Source organism: Paenirhodobacter sp. YD-8 (genome assembly GCF_056590935.1).
Genome location: NZ_CM152649.1, coordinates 2,338,435 through 2,364,706, shown reverse-complemented (window position 1 = coordinate 2,364,706; position 26,272 = coordinate 2,338,435). Strand labels below are relative to the sequence as shown.

The following is a 26,272-nucleotide window of genomic DNA, read 5'->3' as shown; positions in this document are numbered from 1 at the left end:
CACGCGGCTGTCAACGCCCGATGGATTTTGACCGTCCGTTACAATCCGCGCCGGCCGCGCTTTGCGCGAACTCCGGCCGCCCTGCCTGTTTTGGTGGCAGGCGGGAAAGCCTGCGACAGATAAACCCCTTGCAATATGGGAAACCGGCCTTATGTTGTTCATCGCTACGTTAATCTGACCGCACCTGTCTCCTTTATCGGCTTCAGTCTGCTTCTCGATCTGACCAAGCCGGGCTGCCGCAATTTCGTGGGCAGCAAACATAAAAGGAGATCTCACGATGGCCAAGGGCACCGTGAAATGGTTCAACGCCACCAAGGGCTTCGGCTTCATCCAGCCGGAAAGCGGCGACAAGGACATCTTCGTGCACATCTCGGCCGTTGAACGCGCCGGCATCCCGCACCTGGCCGACGGCCAGAAGGTGACCTTCGAGATCGAGACCGGCCGTGACGGCCGTCAGTCGGCGCGCGATCTGGCTCTGGCCTGATCCCCGGCTTCGGGCCCCGAACAGGGGCCCGGCGATCCGCTGAAATCCGGTTCCCCGACGACAGCCGGGGACCCCACTCGCGACGGCCCGGCCTCCCGATGGCCCGCGCCCCGCGTCCATCTCTCCCGCACATCGCAGATCCGACCCGCCGCGACAGGCCTTCTTGTCCGCGGGTTCGCGCTTGTCCGCGTGTTCCCGGCTCCTGGCTTCCAATTGCCCCAAATATCCCCGGGGTGAGGCCCGAAGGGCCGAGGGGGCAGCGCCCCCTCTCTTCAGGCGCCGATCACCATCAGATCCGCGGCATTCAGGCCAAGCACCACCGTCTCGCCGACCCGCGGCGGCACCGAATGGGCTGCGTTGAACGTGTCGAAGGCCAGGCTCTGGCCGCCGAGATCGGCACGCAGACGGATCACCGAGCCGAGGAAATCGACCTCGGTGATCTTGCCCGACAGACCCAGCTCGCACGCCCCCTGACCCAGGCGCACCGCCTCGGGGCGCAGCCCCAGCGTGACGCGATCCCCGGTCATCGGGCGGTGCAGCACCACCTCGGTGCCGGCCAGCGCCACGCGCCCGGTCGCACCATCCTTCACCTCGGCTTCGATCGTGTTCAGCGTGCCGACGAAGCCCGCCACGAAGCGGGTGGCGGGGGTGTTGTAGATCTCGAAGGGCGTTCCGACCTGATCGGCCACGCCCTGATGCATGACGACGATCCGGTCCGACATCGACAGAGCCTCTTCCTGATCGTGCGTCACGAAGATCGTGGTGATGCCGAGCCGGCGCTGGATCGCGCGGATCTCGTTGCGCAGCGACACCCGGATCTTCGCATCGAGCGCCGAGAGCGGTTCGTCAAGCAAGAGCACCCGCGGCCGCGGGGCCAGCGCGCGGGCAAGCGCCACGCGCTGCTGCTGCCCGCCCGAGAGCTGGAACGGATAGCGCCCGCCGAGATCGGGCAGGCCGATCAGGTCGAGCATCTCCTCGACCCGGCCGGCGATCTCCTTCGCGGGCGTGCCCTTCACCTTCAGGCCAAAGCCGACGTTCTGGGCCACGGTCAGGTTCGGGAACAGCGCATAGGCCTGGAACACCATGCCGATGTTGCGCGCGTTCGGACGCAGCCGAACCATGTCGGCGCCGTCGATCGCGATCGCGCCCGAGCTCGGCGTCTCGAAGCCCGCGACCATGCGCAGCACCGTGGTCTTGCCGCAGCCCGAGGGACCCAGCAGCGAGATGAACTCGCCCTGCTCGACGGAGAGGTTGAAATCCTTCACCACGCGCGTCGGCCCGAAGCTCTTTTCGAGGTGAGAGAGGGAGAGGAAGGTCATCGCGCAGCCTTGTCGTGTTTCGAGAATCGGGTGACGAGCTGGATCAGCCCCATGCAGGCCCAGGTGATGACGAAGGCGATGGTCGCCAGCGCGAAGGGCTCGTAGGCGCGGTTGGCGCCCATCAGCTGCAGATAGGGGCCGAAGGCCGGCCGGTTGAGCAGGGCCGCCATGGTGAACTCGCCCATCACGATGGCGAAGGTCACGAAGGCGCCCGAGAGGACGGAGACGAGCACGTTGGGCAGGATCACCCGGGCCAGGATCGTGACCCAGCCCGCGCCGAGCGACTGCGCCGCCTCGGTCAGGGTGGCGACGTCGATGGTGCGCAGCCCGGTATCGACGGCGCGATACATGTAGGGCAGCGACAGGGTGACATAGCCGAAGACCAGCAGCAGGTTGGTGCCGAAGATCGTGCCGGTCAGCGGCAGCGCGCTCGAGGTGTTGTAAAGCCGGATATAGCCGAAGACGATGACGATCGCCGGGATGACGAGCGGCAGCAGGGTGACGAACTCGACATAGGGCCGCAGCCCCGGCATCTTCAGCCGCACCCAGAAGGCGGTGGGCACCACGATCGCCATGCCGACGACGATGGTCAGCAGCGCCATCACCACCGAGAAGGTGAAGGTCTCGCGGAAGCGCGGATCGGCCAGCACGACGCGATAGGCCTCGAGGCTGTAGATCCCGCGCTTCATCGACAGCGAGAACTCGACCATGCCGAGGAGCGGCAGGATGAAATAGGCCATCCCGAGGAGCAGGATCGCCCAGGCGGCAGCGCGTTTCATTTCAGCCACCTCTCGGAGCGCATGCGCAGGACGATATAGAGCACGTTCGCCACGCCGGTAATCAGGATCATGCCGAAGGCCATGGCATAGCCCAGATGCGGGTTGCCGAGCACGTCGCCGCGGATCTGTGCAAACAGCATGATCGGCACGATGTTCAGGCTCGAGCCGGTCAGCGCGATCGCCGTCGCCACCGCGCCGAAGGCATTGGCGAACAAAAGCGCAAAGGTGCCGAGGATCGAGGGGAAGAGGATCGGCAGCGCCACCATCCGCCAGTATTGCCCGCCCGAGGCGCCGAGGCATTGCGCCGCCTCGCGCCATTCGCGCTTGAGCCCGTCGAGCGCGGGGGTGATGATGAGGATCATCAGCGGGATCTGGAAGAACAGATAGGTGATCGTCAGCCCCCAGAAGCTGAGGATGTTGAAGCCATAGACCCGCAGGTTGATGCCCAGATGCGTCTTCAGCGCCACCGTTACCAGGCCCAGCGGCCCGAGCGTGGCGAGGAAGGCGAAGGCGAGCGGCACGCCGGCGAAGTTCGAGGCGACGCCCGAGAAGGTCAGCAGCGGCGAGCGGATCGCCCGCGGCAGACCGCCGAGCACCATCGCCGCCGCCATCAGGAAGCCCACCAGACAGCCAAGCGCCGCCGAGGCGACCGAGATCTTGATCGAGATCCAGTAGCTCGACAGGATCGAATCGGTGAACAGCCCTGCGACGTTCTCGAAGGTGAAGCTGCCATCGGCACGCTGGAAGGCGCCCAGAACGATCTTCATCGTCGGCGCGATCAGGAACAGCGCGACGAAAAGCGCGAAGGGCAGCAGGCCGAGCCAGGTCAATGGCAGGCGCCGGCGCACGGGGGGAGGGGTGTCGCTCACGGGGCGGTCCGGTCTGAATGGAGAAGGCCGCCCCCGGGATCGGGGGCGGCACGAGGGGCGAGGGGCCCCGGTTTACTGGACGTTCGCGCCGACGACCTTGTCCCAGCCGGCGACGACCGCTTCCTTGTTCGCGGCCTGCTCGTCGAGCGAGGGGAAATAGGCCTTGGCATAGCTTTCGGCCGGCGGCAGGGCGTCGATCAGCTCCTGCGGAACCTTGCCGTTGGCGGCCATCGCGTTGAAGCGCGCCGGGTGGCAATAGCCCTTCAGCCAGAGGTTCTGGCCCTCGTCCGAGTAGATGTATTCCATCCACAGCTTCGCCGCGTTCGGATGCGGCGCATGGGCCGAGATCGCCTGCACGTAGACACCGGCAAGCACGCCCGAGGCCGGCACCACGACCTCGACCGGCGGGTTGCCGGCGAGCGTGTCACGCGCGGCCAGCGCGTTGTAGTCCCAGGTCACCACGATCGGCGTCGCGCCCTGCGCGAGGGTGCCGGCCTTGCCGATCACCGGAACGAAGTTCTTCGCGTCGTTCAGCTTCTTGAAGAAGCCGAGGCCCTTCTCGCCGGCGTCCTTGCCGGCCTTGCCACCCTCGGACAGGCCCGAGGCGAGCACCGCGAGAATCGCCTGGTTCGAGGCGCGCGGGTCACCCGCCAGCGCCACCTGGCCGGCATATTCGGGCTTCGCGAGATCGGCCCAGTCGGTCGGGACGGTGTCGACGAGGTCCTTGTTCACCATGAACGACATCACGCCGTAATAGTCGCCGTACCAGTAGCCGTCGGCGTCCTTGATGTTGTCCGGGATCTCGGCCCAGGTCGAGACCTTGTAGGGCTGGAGCAGCCCTTCTTCCTTGGCCTGCGGGCCGAAGGAAAGACCGACGTCGATCACGTCGGGGGCCTGCGGGCCGGTGTTGCCCTTGTTGGCGCGGATCGCCTCGAGCTCGTCGGCCGAGCCCGCGTCGGGGTTCAGCTCGTTCACCTTGATGTCGGGATACTTGGCCTTGAAGCCGTCGATCACCGCGCCATAGCCGCACCAGTCGTGCGGCAGCGCGATCGTGGTCAGCATGCCCTCGGCCTTCGCCGCCGCCTCGAGTGCGGACATGTCTTCGGCGTGGACGAGCGCAGTGGTGGCCAGCAGCGCGGCGGCGCCGGCGAGCCAGTGCATCGGTTTCATCGTCATTCGGTCTCTCCCCGTGTGTCGGAAGCCTGGGCCCGGGATGGGCTGCAGGATGCACCTAGGCGCCTTCTGTGACAGTCACGCGACACGGGCGCCTTCGGGCCGTCAAGTTTTGACCAGCGGGGCAAGACTTGCCCGATTCCGGGCGCGTTGCAACAAATCTGTTGCGCGACTGTCATCTTCCGGTGCCGCCTGCCGTCACGTCGTCATCCGGCACGGCAGCATGCGTGATTTTTTGTCGCAGCCATGGCAGGATGGCCGAGGGAGGACCGACACATGACCGAAATCACGACGGATTTTGACGGGCAGACGGTGATCTGCACGTTCGAGATGACCCCCGCCACCGCGGCCGAGCTGATGGCCGCGCTCGAGGATGCCTATGAGAACTGCATCCGCCTCCAGCCCGGATTCCTTGGCGCGGGGCTGCACATGAACGACGCGCAGACCCGGATCGCGAATTACTCGAAATGGGAAAAGCGCGGCGATTATCAGGCGATGCTGCGCACCCCCGAGATGATCACGCGCAACCGCCACATCGCCACGCTGTGCCGCAGTTTCGAGCCGGTGATGTACGAGGTCGGCGCCGTTTTCTGACTTCGCGCCGGCCGAAAACGCCGTATTCTCCCCGCAACGGGCGCCGCCTGCCTTGCGCGGCGCCCGGGATTGTGCTGCGGTGCGGCAAAGACAGTGGGGGGACGGACATGGCAGGCACGGTGATCACGGTCGCACAGCAGAAGGGCGGTGCGGGCAAGACCACGCTCGCGGTCAACCTCGCAGTGGCGCTGACGAAGCGCGGTGCACGCGTCGCTCTGCTCGACACCGACCCGCAAGGCTCGCTCGGCCGCTGGTTCATGACCCGGCGCGAGACGCTGGGCGAGGCGGGGCTCGAGTTTTCCACCTCCTCTGCCTGGGGGGTGAGCTATGAGGTCGAAAAGCTGAAGAAGCTGGTCGACGTGGTGATCATCGACACGCCGCCGAAGGTCGACAGCGACCTGCGCCCGGCGCTGCGCGAGGCGGACATGGTGCTGGTGCCGATCTCGGCCAGCCTTGTCGATCTGTGGGCCACCGAAGGCGTGCTCGACCTGGCCCGGCGCGAGGGCAAGCAGCCGAAACTGGTGCTGAACCGGGTGAAACGCGGCACGCGTCTGGATGGCGAGGTGCGGGCGGCGGCCGAGAAGCTCGAGGGCGAGCTGCTGGAGCCGGTGCTGGCGCATCGCGTCGTCTATGCCGAGACGCTGGGGCAGGGGCTTGGCGTGGTCGAGGCGGCGCGCCGCGGCCCCGCCCATGACGAGGTCGAGGCACTGCTCAACGAGGTGCTGGGCGGCGAATGAGCCTCAGCGCTTCTTCGGCCGCTTGACCCCGCCGCGCTGGCCCGGCCGCCCGGCGGTCGAGCGGCCGCGCACGTTCACTGCCGCCTCGACGGCCTCGTCGACCGCCTCCTGGCGCGCCAGCGGATCGTCGGCGATGGTCAGTTCCACCGCCTCGAGCCGCTTCACCTCGTCGCGCAGCCGCGCCGCCTCCTCGAATTCGAGGTTCTCGGCCGCCTTGCGCATCCGCGACCGCAGATCGGCCAGATGCGCCTCGAGATTCGCGCCGACCTTCGGGGCGTCGATCTTCGCCGTGACCCGCGCCATGTCGGTGTCGCCCTGATAGAGCCCCGCCAGCACGTCCTCGACATTCTTGCGCACCGTCTGCGGCGTGATCCCGTGTTCGAGGTTATAGGCCATCTGTTTCGCCCGGCGCCGGTTGGTCTCGCCGATCGCGCGTTCCATCGAGCCGGTGATCTTGTCGGCATACATGATGACCCGGCCGTCGGCGTTGCGCGCGGCGCGGCCGATGGTCTGGATCAGCGAGGTTTCCGAGCGCAGGAAGCCTTCCTTGTCGGCGTCGAGAATTGCGACCAGCCCGCATTCCGGGATGTCGAGCCCCTCGCGCAGCAGGTTGATGCCGATCAGAACGTCGAAAGCGCCAAGCCGCAGGTCGCGCAGGATCTCGATGCGCTCGATCGTGTCGATGTCGGAATGCATGTAACGCACCCGGATGCCCTGTTCGTGCAGGTATTCGGTCAGGTCCTCTGCCATGCGCTTGGTCAGCGTGGTGCACAGCACCCGCAGCCCCTTCGCCGCGACGATGCGGATCTCGTCGAGCAGGTCGTCGACTTGGGTCTCGACCGGGCGGATCTCGATCTCGGGGTCGAGAAGACCCGTGGGGCGGATCACCTGCTCGGCGAAGACGCCGCCGGCCTGTTCCATCTCCCATTTCGCCGGGGTGGCCGAGACGAAGACCGATTGCGGCCGCATCGCGTCCCATTCCTCGAACTTCAGCGGGCGGTTGTCCATGCAGGACGGCAGGCGGAAGCCGTGCTCGGCCAGGGTGAACTTGCGCCGGTAGTCGCCCCGGTACATGCCGCCGATCTGCGGCACGGTGACGTGGGATTCGTCGGCGAAGACCAGCGCGTTGTCGGGGATGAATTCGAACAGCGTCGGCGGCGGCTCGCCCGGGCCGCGGCCGGTCAGATAGCGCGAATAGTTCTCGATGCCGGCGCACATCCCGGTCGCCTCGAGCATCTCGAGATCGAAATTCGTGCGCTGTTCGAGCCGCTGCGCCTCGAGCAGCTTCCCCTCGTCGTGGAACTGCTTGAGCCGCTGCGCAAGCTCGACCCGGATCTGCTTCGTCGCCTGCTGCAGCGTCGGGCGGGGCGTCACGTAGTGGCTGTTGGCATAGATCCGGATCTGCTTGAAACTATCCGTCTTCTGCCCGGTCAGAGGGTCGAATTCCGTAATGCTCTCAAGCTCTTCCCCGAAGAAGCTGAAGCGCCAGGCGCGGTCTTCGAGGTGCGCCGGCCACAGGTCGATGGTGTCGCCCTTGACCCGGAAGGCGCCGCGCTGGAAGGCGGCGTCGAGGCGCTTGTATTGCTGCGCGATCAGCTCTGCCAGGAACTTGCGCTGGTCATAGAGCTGCCCTACCGCCATGTCCTGGGTCATCGCCGAATAGGTCTCGACCGAGCCGATGCCGTAGATGCAGCTGACCGAGGCGACGATGATCACGTCGTCGCGTTCGAGCAGCGCCCGGGTCGCCGCGTGGCGCATCCGGTCGATCTGCTCGTTGATCATCGATTCCTTCTCGATATAGGTGTCGGTGCGCGCGACATAGGCCTCGGGCTGGTAGTAATCGTAGTAGGACACGAAATACTCGACCGAGTTCTCGGGGAAGAAGCCCTTGAATTCGCCATATAATTGCGCGGCAAGCGTCTTGTTCGGGGCAAGGATGATCGCCGGGCGCTGCGTCTGCTCGATCACCTTCGCCATGGTGAAGGTCTTGCCGGTGCCGGTGGCGCCCAGCAGAACCTGATCGCGGTCCCCCGCCTCGACGCCCGCCGAAAGCTCGGCGATGGCGGTGGGCTGGTCGCCCGCCGGGGAGAATTCGCTGTGCATGACGAAGCGCCGCCCGCCCTCGAGCTTCGGACGGGTGAGCACGTCGAAGCGTTCGCTGGGCTGATTGGTGTTGTTGTGCGGCATGGGCAGGCTCCTCGCGCGGGCGCGGCAATCCCACCATACTTGATCTCTTTTCGTTCTCTTTCAAGGCCTTGCCGGTGCGGGTTAAGCAAGGGTGAATGGGTTTCGACAATTTTAGAAATGAAATCAGAATATTGGCGCAAAAATTCCGTTGCTTTTCCGGCGCGTTGTTCGCAGATTGTTCGTGCAGGCGCGTCTGCCTGCCGGCCGGGCAGTCCCTTTGACGCTTCGTTCCCGCGACCTGGCCGGCAGTGCGCCTGCGCGTTTCGCCCTCCGTTTCGTCCCATGCGCAGGCGGTGGCGGTGAAGGCTTGCGCTTTCGCGTGGATCGACTAGAAAAAGGCGAGTTCCGAGAAGGGGAAGACCATGCGCGCGCGTATCTATCAGCCGGCCCGCAATGCGATGCAATCCGGTCAGGCCAAGACCAGGGTTTGGTATCTCGATTTCGAGCCCGCCGATGCGCGGGAGATTGACCCGCTGATGGGCTGGACGAGTTCCGATGACACGCAGTCGCAGGTGCGCCTGAAGTTCGAGACGCGCGAGGCCGCCGAGGCCTATGCCAAGGAAAACGGCATCGACTATGCCGTGACCGAGCCGCACAAGCGCACCGCCAACATCCGCGCCCGCGGCTATGGCGAGAACTTCGCCTCGGATCGCCGCGCGAACTGGACCCACTGAGGGTGTAAATCGGGGCAAGGTTGTCGCGAAATCGGAGCAAGGATTTCGCGGGGCCCCGGATTTAGATATTGGTGAACGCGGCGCGCAACATGTTGATGCTCGCCGCATCGCCGCCGAAATCCTCCCGAAGCCGACTTCCTCAGGGCGACCCAACCGGTCGCCCGTTGTCTTTCCAGACCTGCCAGAGGGCTCACCATGATCATTACCCACCTCGTGACCCACAATGGCGGTTTTCACGCGGACGAACTTCTGTCCTCGGTCATCCTGACCCGCCTGTTCCCGCAGGCCGAGGTGGTGCGCACCCGTGACGCCGCGTGGATCGCCCCCGGCGAGGGCAAGATCATCTATGATGTGGGGCGCGCGTATGACGCTGAGGCGGGCATCTTTGACCACCACCAGCGCCCCAATCCCGTGCGTGAGGACGAACAGCCCTACAGCTCCTTCGGTCTGATCTGGAAGCATTACGGCGTTGACTACCTGCGCGCCCTGGAGATCCCAGAGGCCGATCTGGAAGACATCCACGCCAGCTTTGAGCAGAGCTTTGTCCTGCCCATCGACCTGATGGACAACGGCGCGATGAACCCTTCGGTCGCAGGTCCGCTGACGCCTTTGACCCTCTCCGTCCTGTTGGAAAGCCTGAAACCCGTCTTCGACAACCGCAGCTCTGACGCGGACGATAAAGCCTTCGCGGCGGCGCTGCCGATCGCGCGGGCGTTTGTCGAGGCGTCGATCACCAAGAAAGCCGCCAAGCGTCGTGCCGAAGCCATTGTCACCAAGGCGATCCACGATGCGGGCACCGCGCGGATTCTGGAATTGCCGGTGGGCATGCCCTTCCGCTCGGCCATTGAGGCGACGGGCGCGGACCACCTGCTGTTCGTGGTGACCCCCCGTGACACTGACTGGTCCATCGGTGGTATTCGCATCAGCGGCGACAGCTTTGAACAACGTGCCGATCTGCCCGCCGCATGGGCTGGCCTGACCGATGCGGCATTGGAAGAAGCCAGCGGCGTGAAGGGGGCAAAGTTCTGTCACAACGGACGATTCATCGCGGTTGCCAGCAGCCGTGAGGCAGCCCTGAAGATGGCCGCGCTGGCCGTCGAAGAGGCCGAGCGCACAGGCGCCGCAGCCTGATTTCGCCGAAGGCACGATGGATTTCCTGCTGAACGGAGACGAAACGGGGCGAACCACGATCCTGCTGGCCCATGGCTCTGGCGCTGCGATGGACACCCCCTGGATGAATGCGGTTGCCGAAAGGCTGGAGGCCCAGGGCTTCCGCGCCGCCCGCTTCGAGTTCAGCTACATGTCCGCCCGTCGCACTGGCGGCTCGAAGCGACCCCCCGCAAAGGCCGACACCTACGCGCCAGAATTCCTTGCCGCCATTGACGCGCTTGGCTGCGATGGTCCGCTGATCATTGGCGGGAAAAGCATGGGCGGCCGCGTGGCCAGCCTGATCGCTCAGGACCTTTATGACGCGGGGCGGATCAAAGGCCTGCTGTGCCTCGGCTTCCCGTTCCATCCGCCGAAGACGCCCGGCAATCGACGTGGTGAGAACCTTGCCGGGATCACCTGTCCAACCCTCATCTGCCAAGGCACCCGCGATCCTTTCGGCACGCGGGAAGAGGTGCAGGACTACGATCTGTCCAATGCTGTGACGCTGCACTGGCTGGAAGATGGCGATCACGACCTGAAGCCCCGGAAACGGGTGACTGGCAAGACGCTTGAGGACCAACTCCTTGAGCTTGCTGAGCAAACCAGGGTTTGGACAAAAACCTGCCTCTGATTGGCTTCGTCAATCTTCGGCAGGAGAAATCAAGGCGTCAATTTTCGCGCCATAGCGGCCGGTCGAGCTTGGCACCGGGCTGGCGTCGCGCCCGGCCCGAAGACGTCGTTCAATCGCCCGGACCACATAAGTGGCACACCAGCACGCGTCGCAAACCACTGCCGGTCAGAAGATCCAGGTGTCAGCGCGGGGATTGGGGCCCGCCGAACAGGGCCCTCCGGGGCATTTGGCCAAGACGGCGGAGCTGTCACTCCGCCGCCCGCCGGCTCACCAGGCCTGAACGGTCGGCCCGACGGTCAGCTCGCTGACATTGGTGTCCGCGGGCTGCTCGATCGCGAAGGCCACGACGGCGGCGATCCGGTCGGGGGTGATGCCGACCTGTTCGTACAGCGCGGCCATGCCGGCCGCCGTGCCGGGCTCGCTGATCGTGTGCAGAAGCTCGGTGTTGATCGCGGCCGGGAAGATCGTCGCGGTGCGGATATTGGTGCCCTCCATCGCCGATTCCATGCGCAGGATCTCCATGAAGTCGCGCACGAAGAACTTGGTGCCGCCATAGACCGCCGCCGCCGGATAGGCCTTGAGCCCGGCAACCGAGGAGGTCGCGATCACATGGCCCGATTTCTGCGCGATGAACTCGGGCAGCACGGCGGCGACACCGTTCAGCACGCCCTTGATGTTGATGTCGACCATCGTGTGCCAGTCGTCGGTCTTCAGCGCCGAGAGCGGCGAACTCGGCATGATCCCGGCATTGAGGAAGATCACGTCGACACGGCCGTAAGTGTCCGTCGCCAGCTTCACGAGCGCGTCGTTGTCGGCCTGCCGGGTGACGTCGAGCACCTGCCAGATCGCCTCGCCGCCCGCGGCGGTGATCTCCTCGGCCAGCGCCTTCAGACGCTCTGCGCGCCGCGCGCCGAGAACAACCTTCGCGCCCTTCGCGGCGAGCAGTTTCGCGCTGGCCTCGCCGATGCCCGACGAGGCGCCGGTGATGATGATGACTTTGTCTTTCATCTTTGGATTTCCCTTCCGTATCTTGAGGGGGGGTCAGCCGCGGTAGTCTGCATCGCTGACCGGTTCGAGCCAGGTGACGAGCTCGCCCGCGCCCGCTTCCTGAATGGCGAAGTGGGTCATCGCCACGTCGGGGGCGGCACCATGCCAGTGCTTTTCGCCCGCCGGGAACCAGACCACATCGCCGGGACGGATCTCCTCGACCGGGCCGCCGTCACGTTGCACGCGGCCAAGCCCGGCGGTGACGATCAGGGTCTGCCCCGCCGGGTGGGTGTGCCAGGTGGTGCGCGCGCCGGGTTCGAAGGTCACGGCGGCGCCGGCCGCCTGACCGGGCGGCTCTGCCTGAAACAGCGGGTCGATCCGCACCGTGCCGGTGAACCAGTCGGCCGGCCCTTTCATCGAGGGCGTGCTGCCTGCGCGGGTGATTTTCATCGGAACCTCCAGCCTGTGTGGGTTGCCGTTGTTATATGGCCGCCCGCGACTTATTGATTAGAGGCGAGGTATCGCTTGCACCTATCGACTGATGCCATGAATGGGGGCGCAATGGCGCAGACCGATTTCAACGATCTGATGTGGTTTCTGGCCGTCACCGAGGAGGGCAGCTTCACCCGGGCCGCGGCGAAGCTCGGCGTGGTGCAATCGACGCTGAGCCACCGGATCAAGAAGCTCGAGACACGGATGGGGATGCGGCTGCTGGCGCGCACCACCCGCTCGGTTGCCACGACCGAGGCCGGAGAGCGGCTGCGGCGGACCCTCGCGCCGCGGGTGAGCGAGATCGAGGAGGAAATCGCCGCGCTGATGGAGCTGCGCGACCGGCCCGCGGGCTCGGTGCGGATCACGCTGTCGCATCATGCGCTGACGAGCCTGATCTGGCCCAAGCTGCGCCCGGTGCTGCGTGACTATCCCGACATCCGGCTGGAGCTGAGTGTCGACGGCGGCTTTCGCAATATCGTCGAGGACGGGTTCGACGCGGGGATCCGGCTGGGCGAAAGTGTCGAGCATGACATGATCGCGCAGCGCGTCGGGCCCGACTGGCGGCTGGTCGCGGTGGCCGCGCCCGGTTATCTCGCGGCCCGGGGGCGGCCAAGGCATCCGCAGGATCTGCTGGCGCATGACTGCATCAACCGGCGTCTGGTGACGGCGGGCGGCCTTTACGTCTGGGAGTTCGAGAAGGACGGCAAGGAGCTGCGGGTGCGCGTCGAGGGGCGGCTGACGCTGAACGACGAGGCGACGATGGTCGCGGCTGCGCTCGACGGGGTGGGCATCGCCTATGTGCCCGAGGATATGGTCGCGGCGCATCTCGCCAGCGGCGCGCTCGAGCTGCTGCTGGAGGACTGGTCGCCACGCTTCGCCGGCTATCACATCTATTACCCGAGCCGGCATCAGAACCTGCCCGCCTTCAAGGTCGTGGTGAACGCGCTGAGACAGTGAGCGCAGCAAAGCCGAGGTTTGCGTGCCCGGCCCTTAGGGTCAGGATCCATTGATGTTGCGCTTGCGATGTGATTCCGCCTCCGAAAGGAGACTGACTGATGAGCAAAGTTTTCTGGCTAACTGACGCGCAGATGACGCGGCTCCGGCCCTTCTTTCCGAGGAGCCATGGCAAGCCGCGCGTCGATGATCGCCGTGCCCTTGGTGGCATAATATTCATCAACCGCAATGGGTTACGCTGGTGTGATGCCCCCCGGGAATACGCCCCTCCCAAGACCCTATACCACCGCTGCAAGCGGTGGAGCGACCTGGTTCAGGGAAGCACTGAAAGACAAAGGGATAAAGACCAGTCTCCCGGGAAGGAAGTCGCGTGCCAGGCCCGTGAAACACGACAAGCGCCGCGACGAAGGCCGCAACCGGATCGAGATCATGTTCGGACGACTGAAGGACTGGCGACGGGGTGCCACCCGCTACGATCGATGCCCAAAGCTCTTCTTCTCCGCCATCGTCCTCGCCGCAACCGTCATCTTCTGGCTCTGCCCCGAGAACGAGACCTGACCCTAGAGGGATCTCTGCCGTTCGGGATAGTAGGTCCAGGCAACGAACCGGCTGGTCTTCTGTCCCTGCGCCATTTCGACGACCTTGAACTCGGCAACCCTCGCCTTTTTCAGCAGCCGGAAAAGTGGCTTGAGGCTGTCCTTCTTGGACACCAGGCAGGTGAACCACAGGCATTGGTCGGCAAAAGCCATGCTCTGCTCGATCATGCGGGCGATGAAGCCGATTTCACCCCCGGGGCACCAGAGCTCGGCATTCTGGCCGCCGAAATTCAGTTCGGCCGAGTGTCCCTTGCCAAGATTGCGCCACTTGCGCCGCGTGCCCTCTTCGGCTTCGGCAGGCGATGCGTGAAACGGCGGATTGCACAGCGTGACATGGAAAATGTCATCGGGGCCGACAACGCCTTCGAAGATATCCTCCGGGTTCTTCTGATGTCGGAGCCGGATGTTCAGCCCGTTGCGTTTGCAGATCTCGCGGCCCGACCTGATCGAGAGCGGGTCGATATCGACGCCGGTGAAATCCCAGCCGTATTCATGCCGACCTGTCAGCGGATACACGAGGCTGGCGCCGGTCCCGATGTCGAGCGCCTTGATCTCGGGGCCGAGAGGGATCTTCTGGCCGTTACTCTCGGCCAGAAGATCCGCCAGGTAGTGGATGTAATCGACACGGCCCGGGATCGGGGGGCACAGGAAAGAGGCCGGAATATCCCAGAACTCGATGCCGTAATGTGCCCTCAGGAGGGCCCGGTTGAGCATGCGGACCGCGTTTGCGTCCTGAAAATCGATCGTCATCCGACCGCTCGAGTTTCTTGTCGTGACGGCCTCCAGTTCGGGGGATGTCACGAACAGGCGCTCGAAGTCATACCCCTCCCGGTGCTGGTTGCGGGGGTGCAGCATGGATTTGACTGCCATCGGAAACCTTCTAGCCTATGGGTGCAGGCCGCTCGCCCGACAGGGCTTCAAGCTTAGAGCGTCGTGGCCGCCTGCGGAATAGCTGAACGGCACCGAGGTGCCGGGTGACCTTCCCGCCACGGCCCGTCGCGAAGAGGCTGCACCGCAGCGAAGGACGGCGCCGCCCGTTCCGGTCATTCCGGCCTGTCGACAGAAAGCGCGCGGCAGCGACGCGAAAGGCGGAGCGTCGTCCAGAGGCCATGCGGCATGCCCTTCGCGCCAATCGTCGCCATCTGGCGGTTCTTGCGGCGCGCGGCGCTTGCCTGCGGGGCCTCATGGGCGGCGAGGGGGGCCGCCCGGGATGGCCGGCTCGCCCTTCTGCAGCATCGATCCGGCGGCGGAATGGGGCTCGGGCGGCGCTGTGCGTCCGAAGGCGGGGCCTTTGCGCGGGCGCGATTCCTGGCCCCGGCGTTCCGATCGGGCATCAAGCATCTCGGCGACAAGAAATCCGTTGACAGACGGCAGGGCGCTCCGCTCTATGAAAGATAACAACTGTTATGTCGCGTCGCCGATGGTCGGCGCGCAAGACTGGCGGTCGCGCTTTCCGGAGGCTTGTCCGGCTGGCGGCGGCACAGCACGGGGAGACGGGGAATGAGGGACGGGACAGCATCGGCCGGGGGCGAGGCGATCGTCTTCAGCTTCAACGGGCGGCGCCTGACGGGGCGGGCGGGCGACACGCTGGCGGCTGCGCTGTGGCGCAACGGCATCCGCCGGGTGGCGACGACGCGCAAGCGGCACCTGCCGCTCGGGCTGCTCGGGGCCTCGGTCTCGGGCAACCTTGCGCGGGTCGATGGCATCCCGAACGTGCGGCTCGATCAGGTGCCGCTGCGCGCGGGGGCGCAGGTGCGGGCGCAGAACTGCTGGCCGGCGCCGGGGGTCGATGTGACGCGGGCGCTGTCGCTGGTGCCTGCACCGTGGCTCTATGGCGGGTTCGAGCATGGCGCGCTGATGCCGCGCTCGCCGCGCGCGTTTCGTCTGGCGGAAAAGGTGATGAGCCATCTGGCCGGCATGGCCGATCCGCCGGCGCCGCGCCCGGGGCAGGCGGTGCCGGGCAGGCGGATCGAGGTTGACCTGCTTGTCGTCGGCGGCGGCGTCGAGGGGCGGCGCGTGGCGAATGCCGCCGCGGCCGAGGGGGCGCGCGTTGCGCTGGTGACCCGATCGGCCGCAGGCGGGACGGCGTGCGATCCGGCCCGGGCCGCGGTGCGGCTTGCGCCCCAGGTGCAGGTCTTCCCCGAGACCGAGGTCTTCGGCCTCTACCGCGGCGGCGAGATCGTGGCGGCGGCGCCGTTCGACACGACGCGCGGCGGGCTCGTCTTCGTGCCGGGCCGGGTGGTGCTGGCGACCGGGCGGCGGGCGATGCCGCTGCTGGTGCCCGGCAACCACCTGCCCGGGGTGATCGACGCGCGTGCCGCGCTGCGGCTGGCGCTCGATCATGGCGTCGCGCCGGGGCGTAGGATCGCGGTCTTCGCCGAGGATGCCTGCGCAGCGGCAGAGCTTGCGCGTCGCCTTGCGCCCTCGGGGGCGAGCTGCGTCCACGCCGGCCCGCGCGCCGGGCTGCGCCGCATCCTCGGCCGGAGCCGGGTGACGGGCGTCGAGGTGGGCGCGCGGCTGCGCTGCGATGGCGTGATCTTCGCGGGGGATGCGCGGCCCGATCCCGGGCTGCCGTTCCAGGCCTCGGCCGCCGGCTGCGTGCAGCTGCGCCCGGGCGCGATCCCGCCGCGGGTGGCGCTTGCGGGCAGCTGTGCGCAGCCGGTCGCGCCGCTCGCCCTGCCGGCGGTGCTCGAGGATGCGGCCTATGTCTGCGCCTGCATGGATGTCACGGTGGGCGAGCTGCGCCATCACATCGACCGCGGCATCACCGATCTCGAGGTGCTCAAGCGCCTCACTTCCTGCGGAATGGGGCCGTGTCAGGGCTTTCCCTGCTGGGAGACGATGGCTGCGGTGGTGGCGCAGCTCGCGCCGCAGGCCGTGCAGCGCGTGCCAAGGCCAAGCCACCGCGCCCCGCGCCGGGCGCTGACCGTGGCACAGGCGGCGGGGATGGAGGGGCTTGTCGCCCCCGATGTCCGCCCGGCAAGTGGTCCCGAGGGAGGGTATGAATGATGCAGGCACAGGACAGGGCGCTGCCGTCGCAGGCCTCGGTGGTGATCGTGGGCGGCGGCATCCAGGGGCTCGCCTGCGCCTTCAACCTGGCGCGCAACGGCCGCAAGGGGGTGCTGGTGCTCGACGCGGGCTATTGGCAGGGGGGCGCCTCGGGGCGCAACGGCACGCTGATCCGCGGCGGCTTCGGCTCGCAGGCCTGGATCGAGCTTTTCGAGTTCTCGACCCGCTGCTGGCAGGATCTGTCGCGCACGCTTGGCCACAACACCATGTTCTCGCGCCGCGGCTACACGATGGTGGCCGAGACCGAACGCACCGCGGGGGTGCTGAACGACACCATCCGGCTGCACCACCACTACGGGGTGAAGGCCGAGCTGATCTCGGGGGCGGGCGTGAGGCGGGTGCTGCCGGCGATCCGGCACGACAAGGTGCTGAACGCGATCCATCTGGCCGATGGTGGTGTCGCGCCGCATCACGCCGGGATGAAGGCCTTCCATGCCGCCTGTCTCGAGGCCGGGGTCGATGTCCGCTATCGCACCCGGGTGACCGGGATCGAGACGCAGAATGGCCGTGCCGCGGCGGTGCTGGTGGGCGATCACCGGATTGAGGCCGAGACCATCGTCGTTGCGGCGGGGGGCTTCAACCTGACCGTCGCCGAGATGGCCGGCGTCACCGTGCCCGGCCATTCGATGCGGATCGAGGCGATGGCACTCGAGCCGATCCGGCCGCTGATCGGCCCCGGTATCGCGCTGATCGACAGCCTGTGCTACATGCACCAGACCGCGCGCGGCGAGGTGGTGGGCGGCACCGAGGTGCCCGAGCGGCCGCGGATGAGCCTGACGGCCGATTTCCCGGTTCTGGCCCGCACGGCGGCCGTCTATGCCCGGCTGTTCCCGCAGCTCGCGGAGCTGCGCATCCTGCGGCACTGGGCGGGGCTCATCCATGCGACGCCCGACTGGGCGCCGATGATCGGGCCGCATCCCGAGCTGCGCGACCTGTGGTTCTCGGCCGGCTGGTCCTATGGCTGGACCGGCGGGCCCGGCACCGGGGTGCTGCTTGCCCGCTCGATCACCGAGGGCAAGGTGGAGCGCCGGTTGCAACCCTTCGCACTCGACCGTTTTGCACGCGGCGCGCCGCTCATCGACAAGACGATCGTTATGTAACCTTGCGCCTGCGGGGCGGCGGCGGCACGATGTGGCCGGACCCGCGGCCGCGGGCCGCCACACCCGCCGGAACGAAGCGACGAGACCAATGTCAGAGCCCAGACAGAACCCGATCGAGCGGATCACCGATGCGGTCTGCGACGTGCTTGCCGAGCAGGGCGTGACCGCGCTCAGCATGCGCAATGTCGCGGCGCGCGCCGATGCCACGATCGGGCTCATCACCCACCACTTCCCGAATCGCGCGGCGATGGTGAAGGCCGCGGTGCGGGCCAGCTGGCTCAGGGATCAGGCGGTCGTCGTCTGGCCCGAGACCGCCGACCGCGCCGCGGTGCTGCGGGCGGTCAAGTTCTTCCTGCCGCTCGACGCGGTCCGGCGTCGGCAGCTGTCGGTCTGGATCGGCTACTGGGCGCTGACCCAGCACGATGCCGGGCTGCACGAGATCCATGACGAAGTCTATGCGGCACTGCGCGGCCATCATCTGCACTGGATCCGCGCGCTCGGCTTTCCTCCCGAGGAGGCCGAACGCCTCGCCGACCGGCTGTGTGTCTCGCTCGACGGGTTGCTGCTTTATGCGCTGCTCTATCCGGGGCACTGGACGCCCGAGCGCCAGCTCGAGGCGGCGCGCGGCATGATCGACGATGTCTTCGCCCGGGCCCCGCGGCAGGGGCAGGGGGGCTGAAAGGCGCGCCCGGGTGGCGTTCCCCGTGTGAAACTCCGCCTCGGTAACGCGCCCCGGCCTGCCGTTTTCATTATTCTGTCTGTTCTGCCGCGTGGAATGCTGAAGAAACGGCGTCATGCGGCGAATTTCGGAACGATAATTCATTTTACTAAAAAATTGTTTGACTAATTTCGTTTTCCTGACGACTCTGCGAGTCACCAACAAGGGAGACAAGAATGCAGAAGACTCTGTGGAGCACGCTGCTGGTCGGGGCCTGCGTGCTGACCGCCGGGGCCGCGCTGGCCGAGACCACCCTCACCGTGTCGAGCTATGGCGGCGGCTATCAGGAGGCGCAGGACAAGGCCTATTTCGCGCCTTTCGCCGCCGCCCATCCCGAGATCACCATTCGCCAGGACAGCCCCTCGAGCAACGCCAAGCTGAAGGCGATGGTCGAGAGCGGCGCGGTCGACTGGGACATCATGGTCACCGACGACAGCTTCGGGCTCGACAGCGATGCCGAGTGGCTCGAGCCGATCGACTACACGATCGTGAACCGCGACAAGTTCATCCCGGGCACCGCCGGCACCTACCGCATCGCCTCGGACATCGAGGCGACGGTGCTCGCCTATAACGCGGCCGAGTTCTCCACTGCGCCGCAGGGCTACAAGGACTTCTTCGACCTCGAGAAATTCCCCGGCATGCGCGCGGTGTGGAAATACGCCCCGAGCGGCATCTTCGAGACCGCGCTGCTGGCCGACGGCGTGCCCGCCGACAAGCTCTATCCGCTGGATGTCGAGCGCGCGCTGAAGAAGCTCGACACGATCAAGGACCACATCGTGTGGTGGGATACCGGTGCGCAATCCGAGCAGCTTCTCGACAGCGGCGAGGCGAGCATGGGCCTCGTCTGGGTCGGCCGCGCGGTCAGCGGTGCCGAGCAGGGCATCAAGATCGACTGGACGCAGTGGACCTCGCAGACCGGCTTCTGGGTGGTGCCGAAGGGCACGAAGAACCGCGAGGCGGCGATGAAGGCGCTCGAGTTCTTCACCGAGCCCGCGCAGCAGATCGCCTTCACCCAGTACATGCCCTATGGCCCGTCGAACAAGACCGCGGTCGCCGGGGTGAGCGAGACCTTCAAGGGCAACCTGCCGACCGATCACCTCGACAACCGGGTGCTGATGGATGCCGACTGGTGGGCGAAGAACGGCGCCGATGTCGACATGCGCTTCCAGGAATGGCTGCTCGAGTGAGCCCTGCGCCGCACGCCTGACATCCAGACCCTCCGGCCCGCGCGATGGCGGGCCGGACGCAAAGTCCCCGAAGGCCTGACATGACCCTTTCTTCCCCCGCCATCCGCCGCGGCCCGACACTGGTCGAGCGGCTGCCCCGCGGCAGCGCGCTTCTGGTGCCGGCGCTGCTGTTCCTGCTGCTGTTCTACGTCTACCCGCTTGCCCAGCTGATCGGCGCCTCGCTGCCCGGCGGCAGCGGCAAGAACTATGCGCTGATCTTCTCCCGCCCGGTCTTCCTGCGGGTGATCGCCGAGACCTTCCGCGTCTCGCTGGTGGTGATGGCGGTGACGGTGCTGGTGGCCTTTCCCTATGCCTATGCGATGGCCAATGCCGGCCGCCGCGCGTTGCTGTTCCTGACCATCGCGCTCCTGATCCCGTTCTGGGTCAGCCTGCTGTTGCGGTCCTTCTCGTGGATCGTGCTGTTGCAGAACACCGGGCTCGTGAACCAGGTGCTGCTGGGCCTTGGCCTGATCGAGAAGCCCCTCAAGCTCATTCGCACCGAGGTCGGGGTGATCCTCGGCATGGTGCATGTGCTGCTGCCCTATGCGGTGCTGCCGCTCTATTCGGTGATGAAGAAGATCGACATGCGGCTGATGGAGGCCTCGTCGATCTGCGGGGCAAGCTGGTTCCACGGCTTCCGCCGGGTCTATCTGCCGATGGCGCTGCCCGGTTTGCTGGCGGCGGCGATCCTGACCTTCACGCTCGCGCTCGGCTTCTACATCACGCCCGCGCTGCTCGGCAGTCCGCGCGACATGATGATTGCGCAGATGATCGCGGGGCAGTTCTCGGAGCAGCTGAACTTCGGCCTCGGCGCGGCGCTCGCCGTGGTGCTGATGGGGCTGACGGCGCTTGCCTTCGCGCTCTTCGGCCTCGGCCGGGTGCTGCTTGCGCGGAGGGCCGCGGCATGATGACGGACCGTCTGCGCAAGACCCTGTTCTGGGCCTTCGTCTGCGCCACTGCGCTCTTCCTGCTGGTGCCGACGCTGATCATCGTGCCGATGTCCTTTTCCGCGGGCAGCCGGCTGGTCTTCCCGCCCGAGGGGGTCTCGCTGCGCTGGTATGGCAAGGTGCTGAGCGATCCCGATTGGCGCGCGGCGCTGGGCAACAGCCTGCTGGTGGGCTCCGCGACCGCGGTGCTGGCCTCGGCGCTCGGCACGGCGGCGGCGATGATGCTGAACGCGGCGAGCTTCCGCGGCAAGGCGCTGGTGCTGGGCTTCCTGCTCAGCCCGATGGTGACGCCGGTGATCGTCTTCGGCGTCGGCAGCTATCTCGTCTTCGCGCGCTGGGGGCTGGCGGGCACCCATGCCGGGCTGATCGCCGCCCATACCGTGCTCGCGATCCCCTTCGTGCTGGTCTCGGTGCTGGCGAGCCTGCGCATGGTGAACCCGAACCTCGCGCTCGCCAGCGCCGGGCTCGGCGCCTCGCGCCTCTTCACCTTCCGCCGGGTGACGCTGCCGCTCATTCTGCCGGGGGTGATCTCGGGCGCGGTCTTCGCCTTCATCACCTCCTGGGACGAGGTGGTAGTGGCGATGTTCGTCGCCAATACCGGCACCCGCACCGTTCCGATCATGATCTGGAACCAGGTGCGCACCAGTCTCGATCCCGCCACCGCCGCCGTCGGCGCGATCCTGATCGCGGTCTCGGCGATCGGCGTGGTGCTGTCCTATACCCTGAAGGAGTCCGACCGATGAGCTTTGAGCACAAGGCGCTGCAGCTCGACCGCGTGAGCAAGCACTATGGCGAGGTGAGGGCGCTCGAGGACGTCTCCTTCGAGCTGAGGAAGGGCGAGTTCCTGACCATGCTCGGGCCGTCCGGTTCGGGCAAGACGACGACGCTGCGGGTGATCGCGGGCTTCGTCGAGCCGAGCAGCGGCGCGCTTCTGATCGACGGGCGCGACATGACCGGCGTGCCCCCGCAGCGGCGCAACATCGGCATGATGTTCCAGGACTATGCGCTCTTCCCGCACATGACCGTGCTCGAGAACGTCGCCTATCCGCTCGAGACCCGCGGCGTGAAGCGCTCCGAGCGGGAATCGCGGGCGCGCGAGATGCTGGGCATCGTCGGGCTGGGCGATTTCGCCAAGCGCTTTCCGAAGCAGATGTCGGGCGGCCAGCAGCAGCGCGTGGCGCTCGCCCGCGCGCTCGTCTTCCACCCCGATATCGTGCTCCTCGACGAGCCGATGGCGGCGCTCGACAAGAAGTTGCGCGGCCAGATGCAGATCGAGATCATGCACATCGCGCGCAAGGTCGGTGCGACGGTGGTCTCGGTGACCCACGATCAGGAAGAGGCGCTGGTGATGTCGGACCGCATCGCCATCTTCCGTGCCGGCCGCCTTGCCCAGATCGGCACGCCGCAGGAGCTGTATACCCGGCCGAACTCGGAATTCGTCGCCGATTTCATCGGCGAGGCGAACCTGTTGCGCGGCACCGCGCGGCGCGAGGCGGGCCTGTGCCGGCTCGAGGGGGCGGGCTGGCGGGCCAGCCTGCCCGGCGACGATCCGCGCGCGCCGGCAAAAACTGCCGCGGTGACGGTGGTGCTGCGCCCCGAGGTGATCGCGCTTGCGGCCGAGGGCGAGCGGCCGGCCAATGCGCTCACCGGCACGATCGAGGACCGGATCTATCTCGGCGTCGAATTCCGGCTGATCGTGCGCCTGGCCGACGGCTCGGCGGTGCAGGTGCGCAGCCGCGACCTCGCGCGGATCTCGGCGCTGGCGCAGGGCGATGCCGTCACCCTGTGCTGGCGTGACGAGGATTTCGTCGTCATTCCCGGCTGAGGCCCGGCCGGGCCGCGTCGGGTTTGACCGCGCGGCCCGGCTCCCGCACTCTGGACGCATTCTCCCCATCCGTTTCCGAAGGACCTCCATGACTTCCGACACTGACCCCGTCGAGCCGCAAGGCGACATCTCCGCGCCTCCGCCCCGCCGCGTCGCCGAGCCGAGCGAGGCCGACAGCATCGGCATGCGCCTGCGCGAGGAGCGGCTGAAGCAGGGCATGACGCTGGGCCGCCTGTCCGAGGAGGCGGGGCTGTCGATCGGCGCGCTGTCGCAGGTCGAGCGCGGCCTCGTCTCGCCCACGGTGCGCACGATCTATGCGATAGCGGGCGTGCTGGGCATCTCGCCCGCCTCGGTGATCGACCCGGTCGGCGCGCAGGCGGCGGCGCCCGAGGACAGCCCCTTCATCGTGCGCCGCGTGGCCCAGCCCAAGGTGCTCGACACCAATGGCGTGACCAAGCTGCTCGCCACCCCGATCGGCCATTCGCGCTACAAGGGCTATGTCGTCACCATCGCCCCGGGCGGCAGCTCGGGCGAGAACAGCTATGCCCATGAGGGCGAGGAGGTGGGCGTGGTCACCGCCGGCAGCTTCTCGCTGCAGATCGAGGGGCGCATCCATCTGCTCGGCCCGGGCGACAGCTTCACCTTCCCGAGCACGCTGCGCCATCGCTTCTTCAACGACGGCGACGTGCCCGCCGAGGTGATCTGGGTGAACAGCACCAGCTGAGCAGACCCGGGCGCAAGACAAATGGCCAACAGGCAGACAGGAGAGAGACGGTGAAAAGCAGTCAGGAGAGTTTTGCGGACTCTCTGTGGTGGAACGAGAGCGAGGAACCGCCGTGCGGTTTCGCGCCGCACACGGGGCAAAGCGAGGTCGACGTGGCGATCGTGGGCGGCGGCATCACCGGCGTCTCGGCGGCGCTGCATCTGGCCGAGGCGGGGCTGCGCGTCGCGCTCTTCGAGGCGCGGCACATCGGGTTCGGCGCCTCGGGGCGCAATGGCGGGCAGGTGATCCCGGGGCTGAAATACGACCCCGAGGATCTGGTGGCGAAATACGGCCCCGACCGCGGTGGCCGGCTGGCCGAGATGGCGGGCGGTGCGGCCGATCTGACCTTCGATCTGATCGCGCGCCACGGCATCCGCTGCAACCCGGTGCGCGGCGGCTGGATCCAGGCGGCGCATTCGCCCCATGCGCTCGAGGCGGTGACGACGCGTGCCCGGCAATGGCAGGCCCGCGGCGTTCCGGTCGAGATCCTGTCGCGCGACGAGGTGGCGGCGCGGACCGGCACGGCCAACCAGTTCGGCGGCTGGCGCGACCCGCGGGCGGGGGCGATCCAGCCGCTCGACTACACCCGGGGGCTGGCGCGGGCGGCCGCGCGGGCGGGCGCGATGCTTTATGAGCAAAGCCCGGTGCGCGAGCTTGTCCGCACCGCCTCGGGCTGGAGCCTGCGCGCGGGGCAGGGGCGCTGCACCGCAAAGCGGGTGATCCTCGGCACCAATGCCTATACCGACCGGCTGAAGCCCGGCCTCGCGCAATCGGTGCTGCCGGTGCAGAGCATGCAGCTTGCGACCGACCCGCTGCCGGCGGATCTGGCGGCGCGGATCATGCCCGGCGGGCTGATGATGTCGGAAACCCGCAAGCTGGCCTTCTACATGCGCCAGACCCCGCGCGGCGGTTTCATGATCGGCGGGCGCGGGGCCGTGGGCGATGGCGAGGACGGGCGGCTGATGGCGGCGCTCGAACGCGGCATGCTCAAGCTCTTCCCCGATCTCGCCGGCGTGCCGGTGCGCTATCGCTGGTCGGGGCATGTGTGCCTGTCGCTCGACGGGCTGCCGCATTTCCACGAGCCAGAGCCCGGGCTGATCTGCCTGCTCGCCTATAACGGGCGCGGCGTGGCGCTCGCCTCGGCCTTCGGGCGGATGCTCGCCGAGGAGATCGCCGGGCGGGGCGAGGCGGTCTATCCGCGCACCCGGCTTGCCCGCATCGGCTGGCACGCGCTGCGCCGCCCGGTGATGGGGCTTGGCGTGCGCTGGTACTGGCTGAAGGACAGCCTCGGCTTCGCCTCGAAATGACCTTCCCGGCCGGGCGGGGGCGCAGATGCCGCGCCCGCCCGGCCACTCATCCAAAACCGGCGGCCCTTGCCGCCCGAACCCGGCCGGGAGCCCCGGCCAAGAACGGAGCTGACATGACCGATTCCCGCAAATTCTTCATCGACGGGGCTTGGGTGGACCCGGTGTCCCCGGCCGAGATCGAGGTGATCGACCCGGCGACCGAGACCGCCTATGCGGTGATCTCGGCCGGCACCGCGGCCGATGTCGAGCGCGCCGTCGCGGCCGCGCGCGCGGCCTTCCCGGCCTGGTCTGCCACGCCGCCGGCCGAGCGCATCGCGCTGCTGAAACGTGTGCTCGAGGTCTACAAGACCCGCTACGAGGACATGGCGCAGGCGATCAGCCACGAGATGGGCGCGCCGATCACCTGGGCGCGCGAGGCGCAGGCCTATGCCGGGCAGGGCCATCTCGAGGCGACGATCGCCGCCGCCGAGACCTTCGCCTGGGAGGAAAGCCGCGACACCACGCAGATCCTGCGCGAGGGCATCGGCGTCTGCGCGCTGATTACCCCCTGGAACTGGCCGATGAACCAGATCGTGTGCAAGGTCGCGCCGGCGATCGTGGCGGGCTGCACCGTGGTGCTGAAACCCTCCGAGATCGCGCCGATGAGCGGGCTTCTCTTCGCCGAGATCATGGCGGCCGCGGGCACCCCGAAGGGCGTCTTCAACCTGGTGAACGGCACCGGCCCCGATGTCGGTCAGGTGATGGCCGCCCATCCCGAGGTCGACATGGTCAGCTTCACCGGTTCGACCCGCGCCGGCATCATCGTCGCGCGCACCGCTGCCGAGACGGTGAAGCGCGTGGCGCAGGAGCTGGGCGGCAAGTCGCCCAATCTCGTGCTGCCCGATGCCGATCTTGAAAAGGCGGTGCGCGAGGGCACGATCGGGGTGATGAACAACACCGGGCAGAGCTGCGACGCGCCGACCCGGATGCTGGTGCCGCGCGCCCGCCATGCCGAGGCGCTGGCCATCGCGAAGGCCGCGGCCGAAAGCGTGGTGATCGGCGATCCGCGCGACGAGGCGACGACGATGGGGCCGCTGGTCTCGGCGCTGCAGTTCGACAAGGTGCAGCGGCTGATCGAGGCGGGCATCGCCGAGGGCGCGACGCTCGTCACCGGCGGTCCGGGCAAGCCCGCGGGCCGCAACACCGGCTATTTCGTGCGCCCGACGGTCTTTGGCGATGTCACGAACGACATGACCATTGCCCGCGAGGAGATCTTCGGCCCGGTGCTGTCGATCCTGCCCTATGACACGGTCGAGGAGGCGATCGCGATCGCCAATGACACGGTCTATGGCCTGGCCGCCTATCTCCAGTCGGGCAGCCTCGAGACGGCGCGCACGGTGGCGCGGCAACTGCGCGCGGGCTCGGTCTATGTGAACGGCCCGGCCTGGGACCTGTTCGCGCCCTTCGGCGGCTACAAGCAGTCGGGCAACGGCCGCGAATATGCCGACTGGGGCATCCACGACTTCACCGAGGTGAAGGGCGTGTGCGGCTGGAGCTGATCCGGCCGCCGCTTCCCCGGCCCGTCGGGCCGGGGATCACCGCGAGAAGCGGATTACTGGCGAAACGGCGCGGCCGGATCGTTCCGCCCCTTCCGGCGCCGCTTCTGCGGGCGGAGCGCAGCAGAAAGGCCGGCGTCGGGGACGCCGGCCTTGT

25 protein-coding genes and 1 pseudogene are annotated in these 26,272 nt (G+C 67.4%); 18 read left to right on the top strand and 8 right to left on the bottom strand.

Annotated features, from left to right (window positions below; all coding sequences use genetic code 11):
• The first annotated feature begins 277 nt into the window (after window positions 1–277).
• Window positions 278–484 carry a cold-shock protein gene (locus tag AC0QTQ_RS11475; protein WP_121534728.1) on the top strand — a complete coding sequence of 69 codons (207 nt, stop codon included), beginning with the start codon at window positions 278–280 and terminating at the stop codon, window positions 482–484.
• A gap of 272 nt (window positions 485–756) precedes the next feature.
• Here AC0QTQ_RS11475 and AC0QTQ_RS11470 read toward each other — a convergent pair whose 3' ends face one another.
• From AC0QTQ_RS11470 to AC0QTQ_RS11455, 4 genes are all read right to left on the bottom strand, one after another.
• The gene (locus tag AC0QTQ_RS11470; RefSeq protein ID WP_480256693.1) at window positions 757–1,803 is read right to left on the bottom strand and encodes an ABC transporter ATP-binding protein; all 1,047 of its coding nucleotides are present in this window, start codon (window positions 1,801–1,803) and stop codon (window positions 757–759) included.
• On the bottom strand, window positions 1,800–2,582 hold the full coding sequence (locus AC0QTQ_RS11465; protein WP_480256692.1) for an ABC transporter permease: 783 nt from the start codon (window positions 2,580–2,582) through the stop codon (window positions 1,800–1,802). Before AC0QTQ_RS11465 ends, AC0QTQ_RS11470 begins: the two co-directional genes overlap by 4 nt.
• Window positions 2,579–3,451 carry an ABC transporter permease gene (locus AC0QTQ_RS11460; RefSeq protein ID WP_480256691.1) on the bottom strand — a complete coding sequence of 291 codons (873 nt, stop codon included), beginning with the start codon at window positions 3,449–3,451 and terminating at the stop codon, window positions 2,579–2,581. The genes AC0QTQ_RS11465 and AC0QTQ_RS11460 overlap by 4 nt, the downstream gene beginning before the upstream one ends.
• Before the next feature lie 72 nt (window positions 3,452–3,523).
• Entirely contained in the window at window positions 3,524–4,627 is a 1,104-nt protein-coding gene (locus AC0QTQ_RS11455; RefSeq protein ID WP_480256690.1) for an ABC transporter substrate-binding protein, read from the bottom strand.
• 273 nt (window positions 4,628–4,900) lie between these two features.
• Here AC0QTQ_RS11455 and AC0QTQ_RS11450 point away from each other — a divergent pair, with 273 nt between their 5' ends.
• Both AC0QTQ_RS11450 and parA read left to right on the top strand, forming a co-directional pair.
• Window positions 4,901–5,218, top strand: a complete 318-nt coding sequence (locus tag AC0QTQ_RS11450) for an antibiotic biosynthesis monooxygenase (RefSeq protein WP_121534724.1) — start codon at window positions 4,901–4,903, stop codon at window positions 5,216–5,218.
• 107 nt (window positions 5,219–5,325) lie between these two features.
• Window positions 5,326–5,955, top strand: a complete 630-nt coding sequence (gene parA, locus AC0QTQ_RS11445) for a ParA family partition ATPase (RefSeq protein ID WP_480256689.1) — start codon at window positions 5,326–5,328, stop codon at window positions 5,953–5,955.
• 3 nt (window positions 5,956–5,958) lie between these two features.
• Here parA and uvrB read toward each other — a convergent pair whose 3' ends face one another.
• Window positions 5,959–8,142, bottom strand: coding sequence for an excinuclease ABC subunit UvrB (uvrB, locus tag AC0QTQ_RS11440; protein ID WP_480256688.1), 2,184 nt, complete (start codon window positions 8,140–8,142; stop codon window positions 5,959–5,961).
• Between the two features lie 362 nt (window positions 8,143–8,504).
• Between uvrB and AC0QTQ_RS11435 the strand changes: the two genes are divergently transcribed.
• The 3 genes from AC0QTQ_RS11435 (at window position 8,505) to AC0QTQ_RS11425 (ending at window position 10,596) form a co-directional block, all read left to right on the top strand.
• Window positions 8,505–8,816: an ETC complex I subunit gene (locus tag AC0QTQ_RS11435; protein WP_121534721.1), complete on the top strand. Its 312-nt coding sequence runs from the start codon at window positions 8,505–8,507 to the stop codon at window positions 8,814–8,816.
• 195 nt (window positions 8,817–9,011) lie between these two features.
• On the top strand, window positions 9,012–9,947 hold the full coding sequence (locus AC0QTQ_RS11430) for an MYG1 family protein (RefSeq protein WP_480256687.1): 936 nt from the start codon (window positions 9,012–9,014) through the stop codon (window positions 9,945–9,947).
• 16 nt (window positions 9,948–9,963) lie between these two features.
• On the top strand, window positions 9,964–10,596 hold the full coding sequence (locus AC0QTQ_RS11425; protein WP_480256686.1) for an alpha/beta family hydrolase: 633 nt from the start codon (window positions 9,964–9,966) through the stop codon (window positions 10,594–10,596).
• 267 nt (window positions 10,597–10,863) lie between these two features.
• Here AC0QTQ_RS11425 and AC0QTQ_RS11420 read toward each other — a convergent pair whose 3' ends face one another.
• Both AC0QTQ_RS11420 and AC0QTQ_RS11415 read right to left on the bottom strand, forming a co-directional pair.
• Window positions 10,864–11,604: an SDR family oxidoreductase gene (locus AC0QTQ_RS11420; protein ID WP_480256685.1), complete on the bottom strand. Its 741-nt coding sequence runs from the start codon at window positions 11,602–11,604 to the stop codon at window positions 10,864–10,866.
• Window positions 11,605–11,637: 33 nt separating this feature from the next.
• The gene (locus AC0QTQ_RS11415) at window positions 11,638–12,033 is read right to left on the bottom strand and encodes a (R)-mandelonitrile lyase (protein ID WP_480256684.1); all 396 of its coding nucleotides are present in this window, start codon (window positions 12,031–12,033) and stop codon (window positions 11,638–11,640) included.
• Between the two features lie 111 nt (window positions 12,034–12,144).
• Here AC0QTQ_RS11415 and AC0QTQ_RS11410 point away from each other — a divergent pair, with 111 nt between their 5' ends.
• Together AC0QTQ_RS11410 and AC0QTQ_RS11405 are read left to right on the top strand one after the other, a co-directional pair.
• Window positions 12,145–13,032 (top strand): LysR family transcriptional regulator, encoded by an 888-nt coding sequence (locus tag AC0QTQ_RS11410; protein WP_480256683.1) that lies wholly within the window; start codon window positions 12,145–12,147, stop codon window positions 13,030–13,032.
• Window positions 13,033–13,130: 98 nt separating this feature from the next.
• Window positions 13,131–13,587: pseudogene (locus tag AC0QTQ_RS11405) on the top strand (transposase).
• Window positions 13,588–13,589: 2 nt separating this feature from the next.
• Here the strand turns inward: AC0QTQ_RS11405 and rlmF are convergent.
• A complete protein-coding gene (rlmF, locus tag AC0QTQ_RS11400) occupies window positions 13,590–14,495 on the bottom strand; it encodes a 23S rRNA (adenine(1618)-N(6))-methyltransferase RlmF (RefSeq protein ID WP_480256682.1) in 906 nt (301 codons plus the stop codon).
• A gap of 630 nt (window positions 14,496–15,125) precedes the next feature.
• Between rlmF and AC0QTQ_RS11395 the strand changes: the two genes are divergently transcribed.
• The 10 genes from AC0QTQ_RS11395 (at window position 15,126) to AC0QTQ_RS11350 (ending at window position 26,118) form a co-directional block, all read left to right on the top strand.
• Window positions 15,126–16,634 (top strand): 2Fe-2S iron-sulfur cluster-binding protein, encoded by a 1,509-nt coding sequence (locus AC0QTQ_RS11395; RefSeq protein WP_480256681.1) that lies wholly within the window; start codon window positions 15,126–15,128, stop codon window positions 16,632–16,634.
• Window positions 16,631–17,794 (top strand): NAD(P)/FAD-dependent oxidoreductase, encoded by a 1,164-nt coding sequence (locus AC0QTQ_RS11390; protein WP_480256680.1) that lies wholly within the window; start codon window positions 16,631–16,633, stop codon window positions 17,792–17,794. The genes AC0QTQ_RS11395 and AC0QTQ_RS11390 overlap by 4 nt, the downstream gene beginning before the upstream one ends.
• Window positions 17,795–17,882: 88 nt before the next feature.
• Window positions 17,883–18,473, top strand: coding sequence for a TetR/AcrR family transcriptional regulator (locus AC0QTQ_RS11385; RefSeq protein ID WP_480256679.1), 591 nt, complete (start codon window positions 17,883–17,885; stop codon window positions 18,471–18,473).
• A gap of 215 nt (window positions 18,474–18,688) precedes the next feature.
• Window positions 18,689–19,699 (top strand): ABC transporter substrate-binding protein, encoded by a 1,011-nt coding sequence (locus tag AC0QTQ_RS11380; RefSeq protein WP_121534128.1) that lies wholly within the window; start codon window positions 18,689–18,691, stop codon window positions 19,697–19,699.
• Between the two features lie 80 nt (window positions 19,700–19,779).
• Window positions 19,780–20,646 carry an ABC transporter permease gene (locus AC0QTQ_RS11375; protein ID WP_480256678.1) on the top strand — a complete coding sequence of 289 codons (867 nt, stop codon included), beginning with the start codon at window positions 19,780–19,782 and terminating at the stop codon, window positions 20,644–20,646.
• Window positions 20,643–21,428, top strand: coding sequence for an ABC transporter permease (locus AC0QTQ_RS11370; RefSeq protein WP_480256677.1), 786 nt, complete (start codon window positions 20,643–20,645; stop codon window positions 21,426–21,428). The genes AC0QTQ_RS11375 and AC0QTQ_RS11370 overlap by 4 nt, the downstream gene beginning before the upstream one ends.
• The gene (locus AC0QTQ_RS11365) at window positions 21,425–22,510 is read left to right on the top strand and encodes an ABC transporter ATP-binding protein (RefSeq protein ID WP_480256676.1); all 1,086 of its coding nucleotides are present in this window, start codon (window positions 21,425–21,427) and stop codon (window positions 22,508–22,510) included. Before AC0QTQ_RS11370 ends, AC0QTQ_RS11365 begins: the two co-directional genes overlap by 4 nt.
• Before the next feature lie 88 nt (window positions 22,511–22,598).
• A complete protein-coding gene (locus tag AC0QTQ_RS11360) occupies window positions 22,599–23,234 on the top strand; it encodes a cupin domain-containing protein (protein WP_121534131.1) in 636 nt (211 codons plus the stop codon).
• Between the two features lie 50 nt (window positions 23,235–23,284).
• On the top strand, window positions 23,285–24,580 hold the full coding sequence (locus AC0QTQ_RS11355; RefSeq protein WP_480256675.1) for an NAD(P)/FAD-dependent oxidoreductase: 1,296 nt from the start codon (window positions 23,285–23,287) through the stop codon (window positions 24,578–24,580).
• A gap of 113 nt (window positions 24,581–24,693) precedes the next feature.
• Window positions 24,694–26,118, top strand: coding sequence for an aldehyde dehydrogenase family protein (locus tag AC0QTQ_RS11350; RefSeq protein WP_480256674.1), 1,425 nt, complete (start codon window positions 24,694–24,696; stop codon window positions 26,116–26,118).
• Window positions 26,119–26,272: the final 154 nt, after the last annotated feature.

What these genes read in the sequence shown, in the direction of transcription:
- AC0QTQ_RS11475 (WP_121534728.1), top strand. Translation starts at nt 278, where the DNA reads ATGGCCAAGGGCACCGTGAAATGGTTCAACGCCACCAAGGGCTTCGGC.
- AC0QTQ_RS11470 (WP_480256693.1), bottom strand. Translation starts at nt 1,803, where the DNA reads ATGACCTTCCTCTCCCTCTCTCACCTCGAAAAGAGCTTCGGGCCGACG.
- AC0QTQ_RS11465 (WP_480256692.1), bottom strand. Translation starts at nt 2,582, where the DNA reads ATGAAACGCGCTGCCGCCTGGGCGATCCTGCTCCTCGGGATGGCCTAT.
- AC0QTQ_RS11455 (WP_480256690.1), bottom strand. Translation starts at nt 4,627, where the DNA reads ATGACGATGAAACCGATGCACTGGCTCGCCGGCGCCGCCGCGCTGCTG.
- AC0QTQ_RS11450 (WP_121534724.1), top strand. Translation starts at nt 4,901, where the DNA reads ATGACCGAAATCACGACGGATTTTGACGGGCAGACGGTGATCTGCACG.
- parA (WP_480256689.1), top strand. Translation starts at nt 5,326, where the DNA reads ATGGCAGGCACGGTGATCACGGTCGCACAGCAGAAGGGCGGTGCGGGC.
- uvrB (WP_480256688.1), bottom strand. Translation starts at nt 8,142, where the DNA reads ATGCCGCACAACAACACCAATCAGCCCAGCGAACGCTTCGACGTGCTC.
- AC0QTQ_RS11435 (WP_121534721.1), top strand. Translation starts at nt 8,505, where the DNA reads ATGCGCGCGCGTATCTATCAGCCGGCCCGCAATGCGATGCAATCCGGT.
- AC0QTQ_RS11430 (WP_480256687.1), top strand. Translation starts at nt 9,012, where the DNA reads ATGATCATTACCCACCTCGTGACCCACAATGGCGGTTTTCACGCGGAC.
- AC0QTQ_RS11425 (WP_480256686.1), top strand. Translation starts at nt 9,964, where the DNA reads ATGGATTTCCTGCTGAACGGAGACGAAACGGGGCGAACCACGATCCTG.
- AC0QTQ_RS11420 (WP_480256685.1), bottom strand. Translation starts at nt 11,604, where the DNA reads ATGAAAGACAAAGTCATCATCATCACCGGCGCCTCGTCGGGCATCGGC.
- AC0QTQ_RS11415 (WP_480256684.1), bottom strand. Translation starts at nt 12,033, where the DNA reads ATGAAAATCACCCGCGCAGGCAGCACGCCCTCGATGAAAGGGCCGGCC.
- AC0QTQ_RS11410 (WP_480256683.1), top strand. Translation starts at nt 12,145, where the DNA reads ATGGCGCAGACCGATTTCAACGATCTGATGTGGTTTCTGGCCGTCACC.
- rlmF (WP_480256682.1), bottom strand. Translation starts at nt 14,495, where the DNA reads ATGGCAGTCAAATCCATGCTGCACCCCCGCAACCAGCACCGGGAGGGG.
- AC0QTQ_RS11395 (WP_480256681.1), top strand. Translation starts at nt 15,126, where the DNA reads ATGAGGGACGGGACAGCATCGGCCGGGGGCGAGGCGATCGTCTTCAGC.
- AC0QTQ_RS11390 (WP_480256680.1), top strand. Translation starts at nt 16,631, where the DNA reads ATGATGCAGGCACAGGACAGGGCGCTGCCGTCGCAGGCCTCGGTGGTG.
- AC0QTQ_RS11385 (WP_480256679.1), top strand. Translation starts at nt 17,883, where the DNA reads ATGTCAGAGCCCAGACAGAACCCGATCGAGCGGATCACCGATGCGGTC.
- AC0QTQ_RS11380 (WP_121534128.1), top strand. Translation starts at nt 18,689, where the DNA reads ATGCAGAAGACTCTGTGGAGCACGCTGCTGGTCGGGGCCTGCGTGCTG.
- AC0QTQ_RS11375 (WP_480256678.1), top strand. Translation starts at nt 19,780, where the DNA reads ATGACCCTTTCTTCCCCCGCCATCCGCCGCGGCCCGACACTGGTCGAG.
- AC0QTQ_RS11370 (WP_480256677.1), top strand. Translation starts at nt 20,643, where the DNA reads ATGATGACGGACCGTCTGCGCAAGACCCTGTTCTGGGCCTTCGTCTGC.
- AC0QTQ_RS11365 (WP_480256676.1), top strand. Translation starts at nt 21,425, where the DNA reads ATGAGCTTTGAGCACAAGGCGCTGCAGCTCGACCGCGTGAGCAAGCAC.
- AC0QTQ_RS11360 (WP_121534131.1), top strand. Translation starts at nt 22,599, where the DNA reads ATGACTTCCGACACTGACCCCGTCGAGCCGCAAGGCGACATCTCCGCG.
- AC0QTQ_RS11350 (WP_480256674.1), top strand. Translation starts at nt 24,694, where the DNA reads ATGACCGATTCCCGCAAATTCTTCATCGACGGGGCTTGGGTGGACCCG.